The sequence below is a fragment of the Pseudomonas asplenii genome (genome assembly GCF_900105475.1).
GTDB lineage: Bacteria > Pseudomonadota > Gammaproteobacteria > Pseudomonadales > Pseudomonadaceae > Aquipseudomonas > Aquipseudomonas asplenii.
Genome location: NZ_LT629777.1, coordinates 1,289,492 through 1,309,259, shown reverse-complemented (window position 1 = coordinate 1,309,259; position 19,768 = coordinate 1,289,492). Strand labels below are relative to the sequence as shown.

The following is a 19,768-nucleotide window of genomic DNA, read 5'->3' as shown; positions in this document are numbered from 1 at the left end:
TGATATCAGTATCGGGATAACCCTTAATCCTGTTGGCTCACGGTATCGTTTGCGCATTTTCATGACGATTTTAATTTGACCATTCGGGCAGGTAATTCTGGCTTTATCCCGTTATGTCGATGCCTTCTGGCGTTATGACAAAATCCTTTGCTCCGAGCTTTCTAGGAGTTAGCCCTAAGGTTTTTTGAGTGGTTTGGATGTAATCGAATATTACAAAGCGCGGCAGAATGGCCGACTGGGGTGTCCAGGGAAGCCGGCTCGCGGCCGGTTTCCCGCTGGATTAAGCGTAGTGCTTAGAGGAGAGCAGTGACCCCGCAATGGGGACACTGCGCGCAGGGGTCAGTGCACGAACAGGGCGATAAGGATGATCACCGGGATCGGTACACCCAGAAAGAACAGTAGAAGTGAGCGCATTTTCATTCTCCTCGGATTAGTGCAGGGGCGCAGTGCCGGTCTGATATTCGGGACTTTTCAGGTAGGCCACGCCATCGCGTTGGCGACCACCGAACGTTGCAGCCAGACTGGCGAAGAACGCGCCGATCAGCAGGGCGATGAACATCCACAGAGTTGACCAGGCCGCGACCTTGGCGGCCTGATCGGCAGCCAGCTTCGCGTTATCGAGCGCCTGGCGGGCCTGGGCATATACCAGGTCGACCCGTTGTTCGGCCTGGACCCGACTGAGGTTGGTGCGCTGGCTGACCAGTTGGGCGAGGTAGGTGCGGTCCTCGGGGCTCAGTTGGCCGTTACCCAGGCTGTGGACAAAGATTCGTGTGGCCAGGCCGTGGGCGGCGTCCTCACTCACTGCTGCCGGACGATCGTCACGAAACAGCAGGTCGATGAAGTAATCGGAACTGTTGTTCTGGCTGGCGTGGCCACCCAGGCTGCTCGCGGCGCCGGCGGTCACGGTGGCTCCTGCCTTGACCCCGCCGCCGACGATGCCGCTGACGGAGCCGGCCACCAGCGTGGCCATCAGCAGGGTCGCCACGGCCCAGGCAAGAAAGCCGTGGGCGGTGTCACGGAAATAAACCTCGTCGCCGTGCAGGTTGGCCCATTTGACCCGCAATCGTCCGGCGAGATAGCCGCCCATGCCCGAGGCGAGGATCTGCGTCAGGGCCAGCCAGATGATCGCCCAGACACCCAGCCCCTTGGCGCTGAGACCTTCGCCCGACCAGGGCGAGATGGCAGAAAAGCCCAGCCCTGAACCGAGCATGAGCAGCAGCAGAGACAGTGCGGTGGCGGCGGCCGCGCCAGCGAAGATCGCCGCCCAGGCAACGCCTGAGTGGTTCGACGAGTCTTGCAGGGGGCCAGGATGGATTTCGGCATTCCCGATCATTGTTATCGTGCTCCATGAGTGAGAGACGTACAGCCTTCACTGAGGAGATAGCAGCGGCCATGCCAATCCAGCGGATGCCGAATCGCCTGCTATTTCAATAAGTTGGGAAATGTTTGTGGTCTTAGGCCCATGCAATCTGCATGGTCGGGCATTTTTACGACGGGTTTTCTGCACTGGCCGACGGTGATACGGGGAATGCCGTTGCGGCATTCCCCGTGGGGGGCGCATCAGTCGCGCCAGTGGCGGCCGTGCTTGCGATGGCCATAGGCGTGACCACGGCCACGGTGGCCCTCGCGGTAATTGCGATCCTCGCGGTCGCTGGAGTTGCCCATGTAGTTGCCCAGCGCACCGCCGGCGCCACCGCCAGCCGCCGCGCCGATCAGGCTGCCGGTGCTGCCGCCCATGCTGCGGCCGACCACGTTGCCGCCCGCTGCGCCCAGCGCGCCGCCGATCGCCGCTTCGCCGCGGCTGCGCTTGTCGGCACCGACCGCACTGCCACCCGCGCCGCCGAGGGCCGCACCAATGGTCGAGCCGGTGTTGCCGCCCAGCGACTGGCCGACTGCCGAACCGAGTACACCACCCAATGCACCGCCGATACCGGCTTCGGTGGTACCGCCGGCGCAGGCCAGGCCACTGGCCAGGCTCAGGGACAACAAGAGAATCGACGAGAACTTCATGTGAGAGGAGCCTCCTAGGGATGACGGCGCGATCCTGAGGCTTGTAAGGGCGTGGTTACAATGGAAATCCGACGAATAGCACGACATGTATACAAAATCATAACTTGCTGATTTTGCACGGGAACTTAGTCGATTTCAGAGAGTCTGAGGCTACTTGAATCCTGCCATTTCGCGCCCTCATGCGCTCACTGGAAGAGGCTGGCGCCGCTTCCAGAACGTCGATTCGCCCCAGCGTTTTTCCATCCCGTAGAACTGCCGCCGATTATTCAGGTAGGCACTGTAGATCCTGTTCAACAAGTCTGCATAGGCGGCCAATGCGGTGTCGTCGCCTTGCAGCGTGGCATGCACGGCCCTCGCGCAATATTGGCCGCAGTACAGCGCGGTGGCGATCCCTTGAGACGACAACGGATCGAAAGACAACGCCGCATCGCCAACGGTCGCCCAGCCTTCGCCGTGAAAGCGTGACAGTCGCCCGCTGGCGGCATCCATCCCCTGCACGGCAGAGCCGGACTGGTAGCCGTGCTCGCGGCACAAGGCCGACAGCAGGCGGGTGTGCGCCAACTGCTGCCAGAGGCCGTCGCTGTCCAACAGCTGCTGGCGGTCGAGCAGGTCCAGGTCACCGAGGAAGGCCACCAGGCGCTCACCCGAAGGCAGCAGCACGCTGTACCACCAACCATCCTCCACCGCTTCGACCAGGGTTCGGCCGTCTTGGTCAGAGGCCTGCGTGCTGTGCAGTAACAGGTAGAAGGCGGTCAGCCGGTCTTCCACCATGCGCTGCGCACCCAGCTTGCGGGCGAGCACTGCCGGGCGGCCGCCGGCGTCGATCAGCCAACTGCTGTGGGCGGTCTGTTCGTCGGCGCAGTCGCTCAGGCACAGGTTGAAGCCGTCAGTATCCGGGGTGGCGGCCAGGCGGGTAGCTTCGTGGACTGTGACGCCGAACTGGCGCGCCGCCTTGCGCAACTGGGCGTCGAAGGCGCAGCGGTCCAGCTGATAGCCACGGCCTTGGGTCTGGAAGATGAAATCGTCCATATGTGGCTCGTCCGAGCCCCACAGGGAAAGATTGCCGTAGCTGGGACGGTGCCCGGCGGCGAGAAAGTCGTCGAGCACTCCCAGGTCGGCGAGCAGCGAACGGGCTGCGGGCGGAAAGCCCTCGCCCACCCGGAAACGTCCGGCGGGCGCCGAGTCGGCGAGCAGCACCCGCCGGCCCAGGCGCGCCAGGGTGATGGCGGTCGCCGAACCGGCCGGGCCGCCACCGATGATGGCAACGTCGTAGTGCGCCATTTACAGCGGGCGTTTTTCGGAGCGGGTACCGCGTGGCGCCTGCTCGGCTTCTTCCTGGCTGCTGAAGTTGGCACCGCGTGGTGGCCGTGGTGCAGCAACCGCATCTGCCGTCGGCGTACCTTCGGCGACAAAGTCGGCGGCCAGTAACGGGCTGGCGATTGTCTGGGTCGTGGGAATCTGTGGCCCGTAGCTAGCAACCATCATGGTGTTCGGATAGGCCGGATCATCGGAAGTATGCGTGCGTACTTCCAGCAAACCCATGGAACCGAAGATATCCACCATGGTCGTCATCTGCTTGGCGGTTGGGGTTCGCGGGCCTTCTACCAGCAGCGGGGCGTTCCAGTTGCTGCGATCGGAGAAGGCGTCTAGACGCTCCTCGGGTTTGGCCACAGGGTCGATGACCCGATCGTAGTCCACGTCACTGAGCACTTGGTTGGGTACTCGTGCTGGCCAGAAGGTTGCGACGAACGGGCTGTAGGTCGGATCATAGCCACCCCGGCAGTAGGCGGTGTCAGCTTGCCAGGGCAAGCCCATCCAGCGGTTCAGATCGCCGGGGCCTTGTCCATACAGCGGGCCACCGACGGCCAGAGTCTGGGTCTGGTTCAGGGTCGGACCGTAGTCGGGCTGCGGACTGCCGGCCGGCCGTTGACGAATGCGCCAGGGTTTGGCGTACAACGACAGGTGGCGCATCGGCCAGGTCAATTCGCAGCCGGGATGGAAGGCATCGGCGAGGCAAAAGTCCAAGGCTGCACGGTCGAGCATGGCCGGCTGATCTGCCAGGTCAACCGAGTCCAGAGTGTCCGGGAGTGGTTCGCTGGACCAGTCGGACTCGAATTGGCCGTCAGCCCAGCTTTTCAATGCCTGATACTGAGTCTGGGTGATGGACGAGTACTGCTGCAGGCTCGGCGCGTCCATGTAGTCGCCATAGATCCATGGCCAGGGTAGCGGATTGCTGTCGGTGGGTTGGGGCAGGCGGAAACTGTTGAGAATTTCCCGGCGGGTTTCCTGGTTCACGTCGTAGCTGCCCGGGGCCGGTTTGCTCGCCAGCCTGGCGATAAAGGCCGGATCTTCGAAGTTGTAGCGACCGTTGTGGCCGAACTGGGTGGCGAAGCCCTGATTGACCCATTGCAGGCCCGACAGTCGTTGCAGGGTCGGATACACATCGTGCCGGAAGGATACAGAGGTGCTGGGTTTGAGCCAGGCGGCCTGGATGAACAGATCGTAGGTCAGGTCGTAGAGCGTGCGTACGGACTTGACCTGCGGAGCGTAGTTCGGTGGTGCGGTCACCACCCAGGCCGACTCGACCGGAATCGAACGTTCGCCAATGCTGACCAAAGCACTGATCGGACCGTCCGAGGTATCGTCATACCAGCCATCGGCGTTGATGAAGCTGTTGTTGTCCTTCGGGTTGAAGATCGGCGTGTTCTTCGGCGATGCCGACACGCCACGACCGCCAAGGAACTGAAGTCGGCCATGAGCATCGGTGCGCAGTTCTCCCAGATACACCGGGGTACCTTCGTATTGTCCGTTGAACTCGACACCACTTTGGTTTGGCCCGCTGATGCTATGCAGGCCGCCATCGATGGTCAGTGCTGTACGGGCTTCAGGGTCCTTGATCTGGGCATTACGCAGAGGCAGCACCTTGCTGGCGGCTTCGGGAATGTCCATCGCCAGTTGCCACTGGTACCACTGCGCCTTGCTGTTGGCGACATGGGCAGACCAGGTGATATCGGCGTTCTCGGTAGTCAGCTCGGCCACCACTTCGCCAGCCAGGTTGTAACCATAGATGCGGAACTCGGCGGCCTGGCGTTTCAGCGCGCCTTGGGCGTCGCGATAGAACCCGAGTGGTTCCGGCCGTGGCTCGGTGACCTGGGGACCCAGGAAATATTCCGCCTCGCTATTACCGACCCGAGCCACGCCGATGGCGGGGTGGATCGCAGCGCTGACGATGCGGTTGTCCTTGGGAGGGGTATGGTCGCCGTGGTGATGCGGGGTATGGCCGGGGGTGATCGACATGAGTTCTCTCCGCGTTCCGTGCTAAAGAGGATTTGCCCGACCTGTGGGCAGGATCCCTGGGCGGGTGCCGGTCATCGCGATCGAACGAGGGGATGAGGAGCACCGCCGGAAGACTCTAGTAAAGTGCCATCAGCTTGTCGAGTGGCCTTTTGCTATCGTCTTGGCGGTGCTCCAAGGCGCCTTCTATGGTGCGCCCCTGCAAGCTGGGTCAGCTTGCCTGAGCGAGGATCAGGCCGTTCTCGCTGGCCGTCTCCAGGCAGATCGCGACGAACTTGGAGGTGGGGGTGTGGCTGTCGTCTCCGACGCTTTCCAACGGCACCAGCGGGTTCACTTCCGGGTAGTAGGCCGCCGCCTGGCCGGCGGGAATGTCGAAGGCCAGCAGGGTGAAACCCTTGACCCGACGCTCGCGACCGTCTTCCCACAGCGACACGATGTCGACCTTCTGCCCCGGTTTGAAGCCCAGGCGGATGATGTCCGCTTCGTTGACGAACAGCACCTCGCGTTGGCCCTTGACCCCACGATAACGGTCATCGAGACCGTAGATGGTGGTGTTGTACTGGTCGTGGGAGCGCATCGACTGCAGGATCAGGTCCGGTTTTTTGCCCGTGGCATGGGTGCGCTCGTGGATCAGGTCGGTCGGCAGGCGGTTGGCGCGGAAGTTCGCCCGCGCCGAGGCGGTGTTCCAGCGCCGCATGCCGGCCGAGTTGCCCAGGTGGAAACCGCCCGGGTGTTCAAGGCGCTGGTTGAAATCCTTGAAGCCGGGAATGGTGTCGGCGATCAGGTCGCGGATGCGGTTGTAGTCGCCCACCAGCCAGCTCCAGTCCACCGGCTGCGCGCCGAGGGTCGCGGCGGCGATGCCGGCGATGATCGATGGTTCCGAACGCATGTGTCTGGACAGTGGCTGCAACTGGCCGTTGGAGGCGTGAACCATGCTGAACGAGTCTTCCACGGTCACCGCCTGAGGGCCTTCGGCCTGCAGGTCGATGTCGGTGCGGCCCAGGCACGGCAGAATCAGTGCTTCCTTGCCGTGGGTCAGGTGGCTGCGGTTGAGCTTGGTGCTGATTTGCACGGTCAGGTCGCAGTTGCGCAGGGCTTCGAAGGTCCGTGGGCTGTCCGGGGTGGCTTGGGCGAAGTTGCCGCCCAGGCCGATGAACACTTTGGCGCGGCCTTCGAGCATGGCATGGATGGCTTCGACCACGTTGTGACCGTTGCTGCGCGGGACCTTGAACTGGAAGCGCCGCTCCAGGGCGTCGAGCAGCGCCACCGGTGGGCGCTCGTTGATACCCATGGTGCGGTCGCCCTGCACGTTGCTGTGGCCACGTACCGGGCACAGGCCGGCGCCTGGGCGGCCGATGTTGCCGCGCAGCAGCATCAGGTTGGTGATTTCCTGGATGGTCGCCACCGAGTGACGGTGCTGGGTGATGCCCATGGCCCAGCACATGATGACGTTCTTGCCCTTAAGGTACATCCGCGCCGCCTGTTCGATCTCCACCAGGGGCAGGCCCGATTGCGCGACGATCTGTTCCCAGGAGGTATCGTCGATGGACGCCAGGTAGTCGAGGACGTCGGCGGTGTGTTCGTTGAGGAAGTCATGATCGAACACCGACGGTGCGTCTGCCGCCTGGGCCTCGCGCTCCCATTGCAGCAGGAACTTGGCCATGCCGCGCAGCACGGCCATGTCGCCGCCCAGGGCCGGACGGAAGTAGGCGGTATTGGTCGGCTTGTTGCCGTTGGTGAGCATTTCCAGCGGGTGCTGCGGATGCTGGAAGCGCTCCAGGCCACGCTCCTTGAGCGGGTTGATGCAGACTACCTGGGCGCCGCGCTTGACCGCTTCACGCAGTGGTTCGAGCATCCGCGGGTGGTTGGTGCCGGGGTTCTGGCCCCAGACGAAAATCGCGTCGGCGTGTTCGAAGTCGTCGAAGGTCACGGTGCCTTTGCCAACCCCGACGCTTTGCGCCAGGGCCACGCCGCTGGCTTCATGGCACATGTTCGAGCAATCGGGAAAGTTGTTGGTGCCGAACGCCCGGACGAACAGCTGATAGAGGTACGCCGCCTCGTTGCTGGCCCGGCCCGAGGTGTAGAACTCGGCCTGGTCGGGACTGGAGAGGTTCAGCAGGTGTTTGGCGATCAGCGTATAGGCGGCATCCCAACTGATGGGCTGGTAGCGGTCGGTGGTCGGGTCATAGCTCATCGGTTCGGTCAGGCGGCCCTGGTACTCGAGCCAGTAGTCGGACTGTTCGAGCAGCGAGCTGACGCTGTGCTTGGCGAAGAACGCTGCATCCACCCGGCGCTTGGTCGCTTCCCAGTTGACCGCCTTGGCGCCGTTTTCGCAGAACTTGACCATGCCACTTTCCGGCGAGTCGCCCCAGGCGCAGCCCGGGCAGTCGAAGCCGCCGTTCTGGTTGGTCTTGAGCATCATGCGGATATTCTTCAGCGCGTTATCGCTGGTCAACCAGGCCTGGGCGACACTGATCAGTGCGCCCCAGCCGCCTGCCGCGCCCTTGTAGGGCTTGTAGCGTGGGGTCGGGGTCTGGTTGGCTTGTTGATGATTGCTCACGCGGGATTCTCCATCGCAGGGCTGTAGACCCGCGGCGCACTTTTTTGCGGCAGGTGGATAAGATTGAGGTTGTGCCGGCGCGCCCATTGCAGGGCCAGGCCGGTGGGGGACGACAGGCTGACCAGGGTCTGGATGCCGGCGCGCAGTACCTTCTGGATCAATTCGAGACTGCAGCGGCTGGTGACGATCGCCAGGCCACCGGCAGTCGGGATCTGTTGGCGGATCAGTGCGCCGATCAACTTGTCGAGGGCGTTGTGCCGACCGATGTCTTCGCGGCCCAGCAGCAGTTCGCCCTGGCCGTTCATGAACACCGCGGCATGCACCGCCCCGCAGTGCTGGCCCAGGGGCTGGAAGGCACTGATGCGCTGACGCAGGTCGACGAGCCATTCGGCGGGCGGTAACGGCGCGCCGGGCAACACCTTCAGTTCGGGTAGTGCCTGCTCCACCGCTTCCACGCCACACAGGCCGCAGCCGCTGGTACCGGCCAACTGGCGACGCTGTTCCTTGAGGTTCCAGAACGCGCGGCTGGAGATTTCCACCTCGGCCTGCTGTGCCGAGCCGCTGCCGCTGAGCTTCAGGTCATAGAGTTCGCTGGCGTCGTGGATAATCCCGCTGCCGATGCTGAAACCGACGATAAAGTCTTCAAGGTCGGTAGGTGTGACCAGCATCACGGCCTGGCTGATGCCGTTGTAGGCAATGGCCAGCGCCACCTCTTCGGCCAGCGCGGTTTCGGCGGCGGCGCTGTGATCGAGGTTGCAGTACTGGTAGCTCTGGCTAGCGGCGGGCGCGGGTGCTGCTGAAACAGAAATCGCGCAGGCCTCGGGCTTGGCGTTCATGGGGCATTACCGGTGGTGTATCCAGTACCAAGACTAAGCGCGGCAAATGGTCGCGTCTAATCGCTAGTACTGATTCACCGATAGATGCCCTCGATCAATACTCGTTCGGCGATTGCTGATAGAGCGCGAAACAGGCTTCCGCCAGCGCTGAACGGGGCGCCCCATGGCGCATGATCAAGCCCAGGCGGGCCAGGGTCCGGGCGTTTTCGATCGGTTGCAGGCCCAGGTTGTCGGTCAGCGTCTCAAGGCCGCTGTGCAGCGGCATGATTGCGCAGCACAGGCCGCCGTTCACGGCTTGCAACAACTGATGAACGGCATCGGTCTGCAGCAGCGGTTGTGGGCTCAGGCCACGGCTGTGGAAGTTGTGGTCGATGGACTGGCGAAAGTGCATGCCGCTGGTGAGCATGCCCAGTGGCAGTTCGATCAGCGCCTCCCAGCTCAGCGGTTGTTCACCGAACTGGAAATAGCGTTGGTCGTAGAGCAGGCCCATGGCGGTTTCGCTCAGCGGCAGGGCGTCGAAACGCTCGGTGTCCAGGCGATCCAGGTAGGACACGCCGAGATCGAGGCGATTGCTCGCCAGGTGTTCGAGGATCTGTTCGGAGCTGAGGGACGACAGCTCGAAGCGCAGGTTCGGATGTTCGGCGTGCAGGCGTTGCATCAGGTGCAGCGGATCGAAGTTCGACAGCGGTACCACGCCCAGGCGCAGGGTGCCGATCAGGTTGCCGCGACAGGCGGCGGCCTCGGCCTGCAGGCCGTCGTAGGCGGCCAGCACGGTTCTGGCCCAGGCCAGCACCCGTTCGCCGGGGGCGGTGAAACCTTCGAAGCGCTGGCCACGGTTGACCAACTGCAGGTCGAGTTCTTCCTCCAGGTTGCGCAGGCGCATGGACAGGGTCGGCTGGGTGATGTGGCAGCGCGCCGCCGCCTGGCCGAAGTGGCGTGTCTCGTCCAGGGCAATCAGGAATTTCAGCTGTTTGATGTCCATCGTCGCTCCAGGCGCGGTTCAGGCCGGGATTCTAGCGCGGTTGGGCTACGCTGAGTCATGGGTCTGTCCGGAACCTGTCGCAGACGTGCCCGGTCGAGTGGTTCGCGTCTGGATATCACCCATCGAGGAGAAACAACCATGAGTATCTTGAGCTTCGTGAAAGAGGCGGGAGAGAAACTGCTGGGCTTGCTGACCCCGGGTAATGCCAACGCCGGTGAGCAACTCAAGGAGCATATCGCCAAGGTCGGGTTGGGCAACCCGAATGTCCAGGCCACCGTGGAGGGCGACAAGGTCACGGTGACGGGCACGGTGGCCAGCCAGGAGGAGAAGGAAAAGGTCCTGTTGGCCCTGGGCAATATCGCCGGTATCGGCAGCGTCGACGACCAGATCACGTTCAGCGGGCCGGCGCCTGAGCCTGCGCGGTTTGTCGTGGTGAAGCCGGGCGACACCCTGAGTGCGATTGCCAAGGCGGTCTATGGCAATGCCGACCTGTACGACAAGATCTTCAAGGCCAACCAACCCATGTTGTCGAGCCCGGATCGGATCTATCCGGGGCAGACGCTGCGTATTCCCGAGTAGTGCACGGCGGCCTGTAGGAGCTGGCTTGCCCGCGAAGCTTTTTGCGCCCTTGAGAGCGCCTTCGCGGGCAAGTCGGATCGCCGCACCGCAAGCTCCTACAAGTCAGCGATCAATTCGCGGTAGTCACCCACCGCAGCAAACTCCTCTGTGTCCTTGGGCCCCTTGCGGCTGTCCGGCTCGCTCACCGCCAGCAGGTGTGCCACGCCAAAGCGTGCGGCACTGCGCAGGATTGGCAGGGTGTCATCGATGAACAGGCTGCGCGCCGGATCGAAGCCGATATCGGCTTGCAAAGCGTCCCAGAACTGTGGGGATTCCTTGGGGAAGCCATAGTCATGGGAACTGATCAGGCGTTCGAAGTAGGGAGCCAGCTCGATTCGTTCCAGTTTCAGCGACAATGAATCGCGGTGGGCGTTGGTGATCATGATCACCCGCTTGCCCGCCTGCCGGATCGCCGCCAGGAAGGTATCGGCATCCGGGCGCAGGGCGATCAGATGCGCGGTCTCCAGTTTCAGCTCGCGCACTGGCAGCTTGAGCTCCTGGCTCCAGAAGTCCAGGCAATACCATTGCAACTGGCCGGCGTTGTCCTGGAACAACGCACCCAGCTCCGCTTCGGCCAGGGCCAGGCTGACGCCGTGCAGTTCGGCATAGCGCCGGGGCAGATGCTCCATCCAGAAGTGGTTGTCGTAATGCAGGTCGAGCAGGGTACCGTCCATGTCCAGCAGAACGGTATCGATGTCGCGCCAGGGTAATGAAGGCATGGAAAACTTCTCGACCGGGAAAAGGATATCCGACACAGACAATCGGAAAAGCCACGGTATAGTAACCCGTTAATGCCCAGGAGCCGCCATGCGCCAGAAACCGACCATCCTTGCCCGTGAAATCGTCGCCAGCAGCCGTCTGTTCCGGGTCGAACAACTTCAATTGCGGTTCTCCAATGGTGTCGAGCGCACCTATGAGCGGCTGGTGGGCAAGGGCGCAGGCTATGGCGCGGTGATGATCGTGGCGATGCTCGACGCCGAGCATGCCGTGCTGGTCGAGGAATATTGCGGTGGCACCGACGAATACGAGTGGTCGTTGCCCAAGGGCCTGATCGAGCCCGGTGAGGATGTACTGGCGGCCGCCGAGCGTGAGCTGAAGGAAGAGGCCGGTTTCGGTGCCCGGCAGTTGGAACACCTGACCGAGTTGTCGTTGTCGCCGGGTTACATGAGCCAGAAGATCCAGGTGGTCCTGGCCAGCGATTTATATGAAGAACGTCTTGAAGGCGACGAGCCCGAGCCGATGCAGGTCGACCGGGTGAACCTGCGCGAGTTGTCCGCTCTGGCACAGAACCCGCAGTTCACCGAAGGTCGTGCGCTGGCGGCGTTGTACCTGGCCCGTGACCTGTTGACCCAGCGTGGAGTGTTTCAACCATGAGTGATCCGTTTATGAGTCTGCCGCACCCCTTCCTGGCCCCGGTGATTGAACTGGCGCACCAGGCCGGTGAGGCGATCCTGCCGTTCTGGCGCGCTGATGTCGAAGTGATGGACAAGGCCGATGCCTCGCCGGTAACGGCGGCGGACCTGGCCGCTCATCACCTGATCGTTGCCGGCCTGACCGCGCTGGCCCCGGATATTCCGGTGTTGTCCGAGGAGGATGCCGACATTCCCCTTGAGGTCCGCGCCGCTTGGCAGCGCTGGTGGCTGGTGGACCCTCTGGATGGCACCAAGGAGTTCATTTGCGGCAGTGAAGAGTTCACCGTGAATATCGCGCTGATCGAACAGGGGCGTGTGGTCTTTGGTGTGGTGTCGATGCCGACCAGTGGCCGCAGTTATTTCGGCGGTGCCGGCCTGGGTGCCTGGCGTGCGGATGCCGGTTTGCCGCCTGAGCCGATCCGGGTTCGTCAACAACCGCCGGCGGGTTCCGCGTTCACGGTGGTAGCCAGCCGGCGGCATTCCAGTCCTGAGCAGGAACAATTGTTGTCCGGGCTGAGCGCCAGCCTGGGCGATCTGGAACTGGCGAATATCGGCAGCTCGCTGAAGTTCTGTCTGCTGGCTGAAGGGGCGGCGGACTTCTATCCGCGCCTGGCGCCGACTTCGCAGTGGGACACGGCGGCGGCCCAGGGGGTGCTGGAAGGTGCGGGCGGCGAAGTGCTGGAGCTGAGCGGTGAACGCTTCAGCTATCCGGCGCGGGAATCGTTGCTCAATCCGTTCTTCCTGGCCTTGCCCGAGCAGGCGCCGTGGCGGGCCCAGTTACCGACGCTGCCGCAGGCCTGACCTTTAGTAGCCGGGGGTTTCAGCGGTGCAGTACGTACTGGCCGCTGAAGCGCACGGCTTCGTCGTCGCTGCCGACGTTCATCACCTGGGTTTCCAGCGTCAGTCGCGCCCGGCCGTAACGCTGGTAGGTGGCCAGGAATTTCTTCCAGACTTTCTCCTCCGGTGCCGCACAGTGCGCCTCGGCATCGCCAGTGACCGGCAGCGGATAGCTGATCTGGCCTTCCTGGATGACGATATGTCCGTCCTCGATCCCCGCTTCGCGCAGGCTCAGGTGCAGCCAGCCCCAGCCAGCCAGCACCGCGCCGCAGTACAGGCTGCCGCCGAACATGGTGCTCTTGTGGTTGACGTTGGGCTCCAGCGGTAGCCACAGGCGCAGTTGCCCGGCGTCCCAGCCGGCGACCTTGAGTCCCATCTCGCGTGTCAGGGGGATGTCGTGGTGCAGGATGGATTCCAGGTAATGGCTGTCGCGGTTCATGCAGTGACCTCTGTTGCGTGATTCATTCGAGCTCTTCGCCGCCGCTGTGGCTGGCGCTGTCAAAGCTCAGCCCGTGTTTGCGCAGCTTGTCGTGCAGGGTCTTGCGGGGAATACCCAGCGCTTCGGCCAGGCTGCGCAAGGAGTTGTGCGAGCGCGCCAGTTCGGCCGCGATCAGCGATTTTTCGAAATGCTCGACCTGTTCGCTCAGCCCGCCGCTGCCACTGGCGATCTGCGCATCGAGGTTTTCCGAGGTACCGTTGTCCAGCGCCAGTTCCAGCCCGAGGGCGAAGCGTTCGGCGGCGTTTTGCAGCTCGCGCACGTTGCCTGGCCAGTCGTGGCGCAACAACAACGCCCGATGCGCCGGTTGCAGGCTGTGGGCTGGCAGGCCGTGGCGGCTGCTGGCTTCGTCGGCGAAATGCTGGAACAGGATCAGCGCATCTTCACCCCGTTCGCGCAGTGGCGGAATGCGCAGCGGTGCGACATTCAGTCGGTAGTACAAGTCGGCGCGGAAGCGGCCCTGGTCGGCGGACTGACGCAGGTCTTCCTTGGTCGCGGCGATGATGCGGATATCCAGCGGGATCAACTGGTTGCCGCCCAGGCGCTCGACCACCCGCTCCTGCAACAGGCGCAGCAGCTTGACCTGCACATCCAGGCTCATGCTTTCGATTTCATCGAGGAACAGGGTGCCGCCGTTGGCAAATTCGAACTTGCCGATCCGGCGCTTCTGCGCGCCGGTAAAGGCGCCTGGCTCGTGGCCGAACAGTTCGCTTTCCACCACCGACTCGGCCAGCGCGCCGGCGTTGATCGCCACGAACGGACCGTTGCGGCGGCTCGACAGATCGTGCAGGGCGCGGGCGACCACTTCTTTGCCGGCACCGGTTTCGCCGAGGATCAGCACGTCGGCCTTGGTCGCCGCGAGGGCACCGATCTGTTCGCGCAGGCGCTGCATCTGTGGCGAATGGCCGAGCAGACGGGTTGCCAGTTGCTGGCGGTCGCTCAGGGCCAGGCGCAGGCTGCGGTTGTCCAGGACCAGGCGGCGTACCGCCAGGGCCCGGCGGACGCTGTCGAGCAGCGCGTCGCTGGCGAAGGGTTTCTCCAGGAAGTCGTAGGCGCCAGCGCGCATCGCCTGGACCGCCAGCGGCACGTCACCGTGGCCGGTGATCAGCAAGACGGGCAGTTCCGGGTCCTGGGCATGCAGTTCGTTGAGCAGCTCGAGGCCGTCCATGCCGGGCATGCGGATATCGCTGACGATCACGCCCGGCCAGTCGCGCTCGATCCGGCCGGCGAGGCCGCGGGCTTCGGCCAGCGGCAGGATCTTCAGACCGGCGAGGTCGAGTGTCTGGCTCAGGGCCTGGCGCAAGTGGGGATCGTCGTCGATCAGCACCACCTGGATCTGGTGGTCGATATTCATACCATCGAGTCCTCGGCCGGTTGCAGGGCAACCCCGGGCGCGCCGGCGCGCATCCGCAGGGTGATCAGGGCACCGCCTTCGCGGTGGTTGGCAAACAGCAGCTCGCCGCCAAAGGCGCGCATCAGCGAGTCGCAGATCGCCAGGCCCAGGCCCAGGCCCTGGGTGCGCGTCTTGGTGGTGTAGAACGGCTCGCCGGCGCGGCCCAGTGCTTCGAGGCAGAAGCCCGGGCCGTTGTCGCGAATCGTCAGGGTCACGCCTTCCGGCGAAGTCTGGGCACTCAGCCAGAGTTTGCGCGGCGAGGCTTTTTCGGTGAGGGCGTCGAGGGCGTTCGCCAGCAGGTTGCCGAGCACCTGGCGCAGCCGGGTTTCGCCGGCTTCGACCCACAGCGCGGCGGCCGGCAGGTCGCGGATCAGCTCGACGTCCATTGCCCGCCGTCGCTTGGCCAGCAGCGCCAATGCGTCATCGAGTGCCGGCTGCAGGGCCACGCTTTCCGGGGCATGCCGGTCGCGGCGGGCGAAGGCACGCAGGTGGGCGATGATCGAGGCCATTCGCCCGGTCAGTTCGCTGATCAGCTTGAGGTTGCCCCGGGCGTCTTCGGTGCGCTGGTGGTCGAGCAGCACTTCGGCGTTTTCCGCGTAGCTGCGGATCGCCGCCAGGGGCTGGTTGAGCTCGTGACTGATGCTCGCCGACATGGTGCCCAGGGCCGAGAGCTTGCCGGCCTGGACCAGATCGTCCTGGGCCCGGACCAGTTCCTGTTGAGCGTGCTCGCGCTCCAGCACTTCCTGCTTGAGCCGGCGGTTGAGGCCTTCCAGGTCGCTGGTCCGTTCGGCGACACGCATTTCCAGCTCACGACGGGCCTTGGCCTCGAAGGCGATCCGCTCCAGATAATGGCGTCGGCGCTGCATCATCAGGCCGAGCAGCAGCATCAGTACCAGCAGGGTTGCGCCACCGATCGCGACCACGGTCCGCACCGGGCGGTCGATCAGTGTCCGTGGGGCGAGAATGCTGACGCTCCAGCCGGTCTCGTCAATCTGCTGGGTCTGGGTCAGCCAGGCCTTGGGATTGATCTCCAGCGGCTGGGGATTGCGCGTCGGGTAGGGTTGGACGGCGGTGATGGCGTCGCGTTCGGTGCCGTTCAGCGCACGGGTGGCACGAAAGCGCCAGTCCGCCCGCGAGGTCAGGATCACCACGCCGTTATGGTCGGTCACCAACAGTTGCTCGGGGGTTTTGCCCCAGAGGCTTTCGGTGTGGTCCAGGTCGACCTTGATCACCAGCACGCCGACGACGTTTTCACCGTCGCGCACCGCTGCGGCGAAGAAGTAGCCGCGTTTGCCCGAGGTGGTGCCGAGGCCGAAGAAGCGGCCCAGGCGCCCGGCCATGGCTTCGCTGAAATACGGCCGGAAGGCGAAATTGCGCCCGAGGAAACTGTCGTGCTTGTCCCAGTTGGACGCCGCGAGTGTCTTGCCGCGGGTGTCCATCAGGTACATGACCTCGGCACCGGTCTGGTTGCAGATATCGCGCAGCAGGCTGTTGGCGCTTTCCTGGCGCAGGCTCTGCCCGGGTTCGGCGAGTACGTCGCGCAGGGCCGGCAGGTCCCCGAGGATCTGTGGCAGGACTTCGTAGCGGTGCAGGGTGCCGAGCAGGTTGGCGACGTAGAGGTCGAGCGTCTGGCGGTTCTGGCTCACCAGTTCGCTGCGGTAATACCGCTCGGCGAGGTGTTCCAGTGGCCACAGCAGCGGGGCCAGGCAGAGGAACAGCAGCGCCAGGCTGCGCCAGCGGGGTCTGCGGGGAATCGGTGGAGTTGTGATCATCGAGAGCATGCGCCGGTGGAGTCCGACGCATTATGGGGGAGGGCGCGCCATCAATAAATGACGTTTCGCCGGTCTCAGCCCTGCTCGGCCAGGCATTCACGCAATGCGGTGTGCCAATCCGGCTGGCTCACCAGCCATTCGCGTGACAGGCGGCTGCAGTCCAGGCGCGAGTTCAGTGGCCGGGTGGCCGGCGTCGGGTAGGCACTCGAGGGGATGGCCTCGAGGATTGCGCAGGGCTTGTTCAGGGCCAGCAGTTGTTCGCCGATGGCCTGGGCAAAACCGAACCACGAGGTTTCGCCGCTGGCGGTCAGGTGATAGGTGCCCCAGGCACCGGCCTGGCCGGCCTGCCAGCGCTCGATCAGGGCCCGGGTGCTGTTGGCGATGGTGCCGGCCCAGGTGGGCGCGCCGACCTGGTCGGCGACGATGCGCAGTTCCGGTTTTTCCTGCAGCAGCCGTTGCATGGTCAGCAGGAAGTTGCGCCCATGGTTGGAGTAGACCCAACTGGTGCGCAGGATCAGGTGTTGGCTGTGCGCGGTGGCGATGGCCCGCTCGCCTGTCAGCTTGCTACGGCCGTAGACGCTCAGCGGGTTGGTTTCATCGTCCTCGGTGTAGGGCTCGGCCTTGCTGCCGTCGAACACGTAGTCGGTGGAGTAGTGAATCAACGGGATGCCCAGGTCGGCGGCTTCCTGGGCGAGGATGCCCGGCGCCGTGGCGTTGATCGCGAAGGCCAGGTCCGGCTCGGATTCGGCCTGGTCGACGGCAGTGTGGGCGGCGGCGTTGATGATCAGGTCCGGGCGATGGGCGCGGACCTGCTGGCGGATCTGTTCAGGGTTCGCCAGGTCGAGCTGGTCGCGGCCCAGTACGAACAGTTGCCCCAGATCGGCCAGGCGTTTCTGCAGTTCCCGGGAGACCTGGCCGTGCTGGCCGTTGATGAGAATTTTCAGGGAGGAGGTGTTCATTCGAACAGATCGGCCTCATGCAGGGATTTACCGTTCTGATCCTTGGCCGAAAGCTGCGGAACCCCGTCGAATTCCCAATCGATGGCCAGGGTCGGGTCATCCCAGCGAATGGTACGTTCAGCGCTGGGGGTGTAGTAGTCGGTGGTCTTGTAGAGGAACTCGGCGTAGTCGCTGAGCACCACGAAACCATGGGCGAAGCCTTCGGGCACCCACAACTGGCGATGGTTCTCGGCAGAGAGACGTACGCCGACCCACTGGCCGAAATGCGCCGAGCTGCGGCGGATGTCGACCGCCACGTCGAGAACCTCTCCGGCGATCACCCGCACCAGTTTCCCCTGGGTGTTTTCCCTCTGATAGTGCAGGCCGCGCAGGACGCCTTTCTGTGAGCGCGAGTGGTTGTCCTGTACAAAATCGAGGTCCAGTCCCGTGGCCTCCTGAAAGGCCCGCGCGTTGAAACTTTCGTAGAAAAAACCGCGTTCGTCGCCAAACACCTTGGGTTCGAGGATCAGCACGCCCGGTAGCCGCGTTGGCGTGGCTTTCATCGTTTTTCTCCGGCGAGGGTGAACAGGTACTGGCCATAGCCGGTCTTGCCGAAGTATTTGGCGCGTTCGAGCAGATGCTCGCGATCGATCCAGCCATTCTGGTAGGCGATTTCCTCCAGGCAGGCAACCTTCAAGCCCTGGCGATGTTCGATGGTCTGCACGTACTGCGAGGCCTCCAGCAGACTGTCGTGGGTGCCGGTATCGAGCCAGGCAAAACCACGGCCAAAACGCTCGACGTGCAGATCGCCGCGCTTGAGGTAGGCGTTGTTGATGTCGGTAATTTCCAGTTCGCCGCGTGGCGACGGCTTGACCGCCTTGGCGATTTCAATGACGTCGTTGTCGTAGAAATACAGGCCGGTGACCGCATAGCTGGATTTCGGTTTGGCGGGCTTTTCCTCGATGGACAGCGCCCGACCTTCGTCGTCGAAGTCGATCACACCGAAGCGCTCCGGGTCCTTGACCCAGTAGCCGAACACCGTTGCACCTTTTGCCTGGCGCGAAGCCTTTTGCAATTGGGTGCTGAAAGACTGCCCATGGAAGATGTTATCGCCCAGGATCAGGCAGACCGGGTCATTGCCGATGAACGCTTCGCCGATCAGGAATGCCTGGGCCAAGCCGTCCGGAGAGGGTTGTTCGGCATAGCTCAAGCTCACTCCGAACTGGCTGCCGTCGCCGAGCAGGTTGCGGTATTGCGGCAGGTCCTGGGGGGTGGAGATGATCAGGATTTCGCGAATGCCGGCCAGCATCAGCACCGAGATCGGGTAGTAGATCATCGGCTTGTCGTAGATCGGCAGCAGTTGCTTGGAGACGCCCAGGGTGATCGGGTGCAGGCGGGTGCCGGAACCCCCGGCCAATACGATTCCTTTCATCATGCCAACAACTCCTTGTGATCGAGGGCGCCCAGGCGTTCGCCCTGATAGCTGCCGTCCTGGACACGACGGCACCACTCCAGATTGTCCAGATACCACTGCACGGTCTTGCGCAGGCCGCTTTCGAAGGTTTCCTCCGGGGTCCAGCCCAGTTCGCGTTCGATCTTGCCGGCGTCGATGGCGTAGCGCAGGTCGTGGCCTGGACGGTCCTTGACGAAGGTGATCAGGTCGGCGAACTGTGCAACACCAGCCGGGCGGGTCGGAGCCAGTTCTTCCAGCAGGGCGCAGATACCGCGCACCACCTCGATGTTCTTCTGTTCGTTATGACCACCGATATTGTAGGTCTCGCCGACCACGCCGTCGGTCACCACCTTGAACAGGGCGCGGGCGTGGTCCTCGACGAACAGCCAGTCGCGAACCTGCTGGCCGTCGCCGTACACCGGCAGCGGTTTACCGGCCAGGGCGTTGAGGATCACCAGCGGGATCAGCTTTTCCGGGAAGTGGAACGGGCCGTAGTTGTTCGAACAGTTGGTCAGCAGCACCGGCAGGCCGTAGGTGCGGTGCCAGGCGCGGACCAGGTGGTCGGACGCGGCCTTGCTCGCCGAGTAGGGCGAACTCGGGGCATAGGGCGTGGTTTCGGTGAACAGGTCATCGACACCATGCAGGTCGCCGTACACTTCATCGGTGGAGATGTGATGGAAGCGGAAGACGCTTTTCTCAGGCTCGGCGAGCTTCGACCAGTAGCCACGGGCGGCCTCCAGCAGGCTGTAGGTGCCGACGATATTGGTCTGGATAAAGTCCGAAGGCCCGTCGATGGAGCGGTCGACATGGGACTCGGCGGCCAGGTGCATGATCGCGTGGGGCTGGAAGCGCGCGAGCACCGCACTGACGGTGGCCTGATCGACGATGTCGGCCTTGACGAATTCGTAGCGGGTATCGGTCGCGATGCTGGTCAGCGACTCGAGGTTACCGGCATAGGTCAGTTTGTCGAGGTTGAGCACTTCATGCTCGGTGTTGCGGATCAGGTGCCGAATCAGGGCGGAACCGATAAAGCCGGCGCCGCCGGTGACTAAAATACGCATGTCGGTATGCCTTTTCCTTAGACGGACATTCAATTGATGCAGCATAGCTTGTGGGTAGGCCGGCACTGGTGCAAGTGCGATTGCTCCTGTATCGGTGCGTATTCTC

General features: G+C 63.6%; 18 protein-coding genes. 3 read left to right on the top strand and 15 right to left on the bottom strand.

Going from position 1 to position 19,768, the window contains the following annotated elements:
- Positions 1 to 430: 430 nt before the first annotated feature.
- From BLU37_RS05915 to BLU37_RS05885, 7 genes are all read right to left on the bottom strand, one after another.
- Positions 431 to 1,333, bottom strand: coding sequence for a hypothetical protein (locus BLU37_RS05915; RefSeq protein ID WP_090203107.1), 903 nt, complete (start codon positions 1,331 to 1,333; stop codon positions 431 to 433).
- Positions 1,334 to 1,560: 227 nt separating this feature from the next.
- On the bottom strand, positions 1,561 to 2,010 hold the full coding sequence (locus BLU37_RS05910; RefSeq protein WP_019361079.1) for a glycine zipper domain-containing protein: 450 nt from the start codon (positions 2,008 to 2,010) through the stop codon (positions 1,561 to 1,563).
- Between the two features lie 177 nt (positions 2,011 to 2,187).
- Positions 2,188 to 3,291, bottom strand: a complete 1,104-nt coding sequence (locus tag BLU37_RS05905) for a tryptophan 7-halogenase (protein ID WP_090203104.1) — start codon at positions 3,289 to 3,291, stop codon at positions 2,188 to 2,190.
- On the bottom strand, positions 3,292 to 5,307 hold the full coding sequence (locus BLU37_RS05900; protein ID WP_090203101.1) for a LodA/GoxA family CTQ-dependent oxidase: 2,016 nt from the start codon (positions 5,305 to 5,307) through the stop codon (positions 3,292 to 3,294).
- 208 nt (positions 5,308 to 5,515) lie between these two features.
- Positions 5,516 to 7,864, bottom strand: a complete 2,349-nt coding sequence (locus BLU37_RS05895) for an FdhF/YdeP family oxidoreductase (protein ID WP_090203097.1) — start codon at positions 7,862 to 7,864, stop codon at positions 5,516 to 5,518.
- Positions 7,861 to 8,700 (bottom strand): formate dehydrogenase accessory sulfurtransferase FdhD, encoded by an 840-nt coding sequence (gene fdhD, locus BLU37_RS05890; RefSeq protein WP_090203094.1) that lies wholly within the window; start codon positions 8,698 to 8,700, stop codon positions 7,861 to 7,863. The genes BLU37_RS05895 and fdhD overlap by 4 nt, the downstream gene beginning before the upstream one ends.
- 94 nt (positions 8,701 to 8,794) lie before the next feature.
- Positions 8,795 to 9,682, bottom strand: coding sequence for a LysR family transcriptional regulator (locus BLU37_RS05885; RefSeq protein WP_010453366.1), 888 nt, complete (start codon positions 9,680 to 9,682; stop codon positions 8,795 to 8,797).
- Positions 9,683 to 9,820: 138 nt separating this feature from the next.
- On the opposite strand from BLU37_RS05885, the gene lysM reads away from it, so the two are divergent.
- On the top strand, positions 9,821 to 10,261 hold the full coding sequence (lysM, locus tag BLU37_RS05880; protein ID WP_010453368.1) for a peptidoglycan-binding protein LysM: 441 nt from the start codon (positions 9,821 to 9,823) through the stop codon (positions 10,259 to 10,261).
- A gap of 95 nt (positions 10,262 to 10,356) precedes the next feature.
- On the opposite strand, the gene yrfG is transcribed toward lysM, so the two are convergent.
- Positions 10,357 to 11,019 carry a GMP/IMP nucleotidase gene (yrfG, locus tag BLU37_RS05875; protein WP_010453371.1) on the bottom strand — a complete coding sequence of 221 codons (663 nt, stop codon included), beginning with the start codon at positions 11,017 to 11,019 and terminating at the stop codon, positions 10,357 to 10,359.
- Between the two features lie 88 nt (positions 11,020 to 11,107).
- On the opposite strand from yrfG, the gene nudE reads away from it, so the two are divergent.
- Positions 11,108 to 11,674 (top strand): ADP compounds hydrolase NudE, encoded by a 567-nt coding sequence (gene nudE / locus BLU37_RS05870; protein ID WP_010453373.1) that lies wholly within the window; start codon positions 11,108 to 11,110, stop codon positions 11,672 to 11,674.
- Between the two features lie 11 nt (positions 11,675 to 11,685).
- Entirely contained in the window at positions 11,686 to 12,513 is an 828-nt protein-coding gene (gene cysQ, locus BLU37_RS05865) for a 3'(2'),5'-bisphosphate nucleotidase CysQ (protein ID WP_408003673.1), read from the top strand.
- Positions 12,514 to 12,532: 19 nt separating this feature from the next.
- Here the strand turns inward: cysQ and BLU37_RS05860 are convergent, their stop codons facing one another.
- From BLU37_RS05860 to rfbB, 7 genes are all read right to left on the bottom strand, one after another.
- Positions 12,533 to 12,988 (bottom strand): YiiD C-terminal domain-containing protein, encoded by a 456-nt coding sequence (locus BLU37_RS05860; RefSeq protein WP_090203089.1) that lies wholly within the window; start codon positions 12,986 to 12,988, stop codon positions 12,533 to 12,535.
- Positions 12,989 to 13,010: 22 nt separating this feature from the next.
- Positions 13,011 to 14,399: a sigma-54-dependent transcriptional regulator gene (locus BLU37_RS05855; RefSeq protein ID WP_010453378.1), complete on the bottom strand. Its 1,389-nt coding sequence runs from the start codon at positions 14,397 to 14,399 to the stop codon at positions 13,011 to 13,013.
- Positions 14,396 to 16,210 carry a sensor histidine kinase gene (locus tag BLU37_RS05850; protein ID WP_081354665.1) on the bottom strand — a complete coding sequence of 605 codons (1,815 nt, stop codon included), beginning with the start codon at positions 16,208 to 16,210 and terminating at the stop codon, positions 14,396 to 14,398. The genes BLU37_RS05855 and BLU37_RS05850 overlap by 4 nt, the downstream gene beginning before the upstream one ends.
- 74 nt (positions 16,211 to 16,284) lie before the next feature.
- Positions 16,285 to 17,169 carry a dTDP-4-dehydrorhamnose reductase gene (gene rfbD / locus BLU37_RS05845; protein WP_090203087.1) on the bottom strand — a complete coding sequence of 295 codons (885 nt, stop codon included), beginning with the start codon at positions 17,167 to 17,169 and terminating at the stop codon, positions 16,285 to 16,287.
- Positions 17,166 to 17,711, bottom strand: a complete 546-nt coding sequence (rfbC, locus tag BLU37_RS05840; protein ID WP_090203086.1) for a dTDP-4-dehydrorhamnose 3,5-epimerase — start codon at positions 17,709 to 17,711, stop codon at positions 17,166 to 17,168. The genes rfbD and rfbC overlap by 4 nt, the downstream gene beginning before the upstream one ends.
- Positions 17,708 to 18,583 (bottom strand): glucose-1-phosphate thymidylyltransferase RfbA, encoded by an 876-nt coding sequence (gene rfbA, locus BLU37_RS05835; RefSeq protein ID WP_029379663.1) that lies wholly within the window; start codon positions 18,581 to 18,583, stop codon positions 17,708 to 17,710. The genes rfbC and rfbA overlap by 4 nt, the downstream gene beginning before the upstream one ends.
- Positions 18,580 to 19,662: a dTDP-glucose 4,6-dehydratase gene (gene rfbB / locus BLU37_RS05830; RefSeq protein ID WP_090203083.1), complete on the bottom strand. Its 1,083-nt coding sequence runs from the start codon at positions 19,660 to 19,662 to the stop codon at positions 18,580 to 18,582. Before rfbB ends, rfbA begins: the two co-directional genes overlap by 4 nt.
- Positions 19,663 to 19,768: the final 106 nt, after the last annotated feature.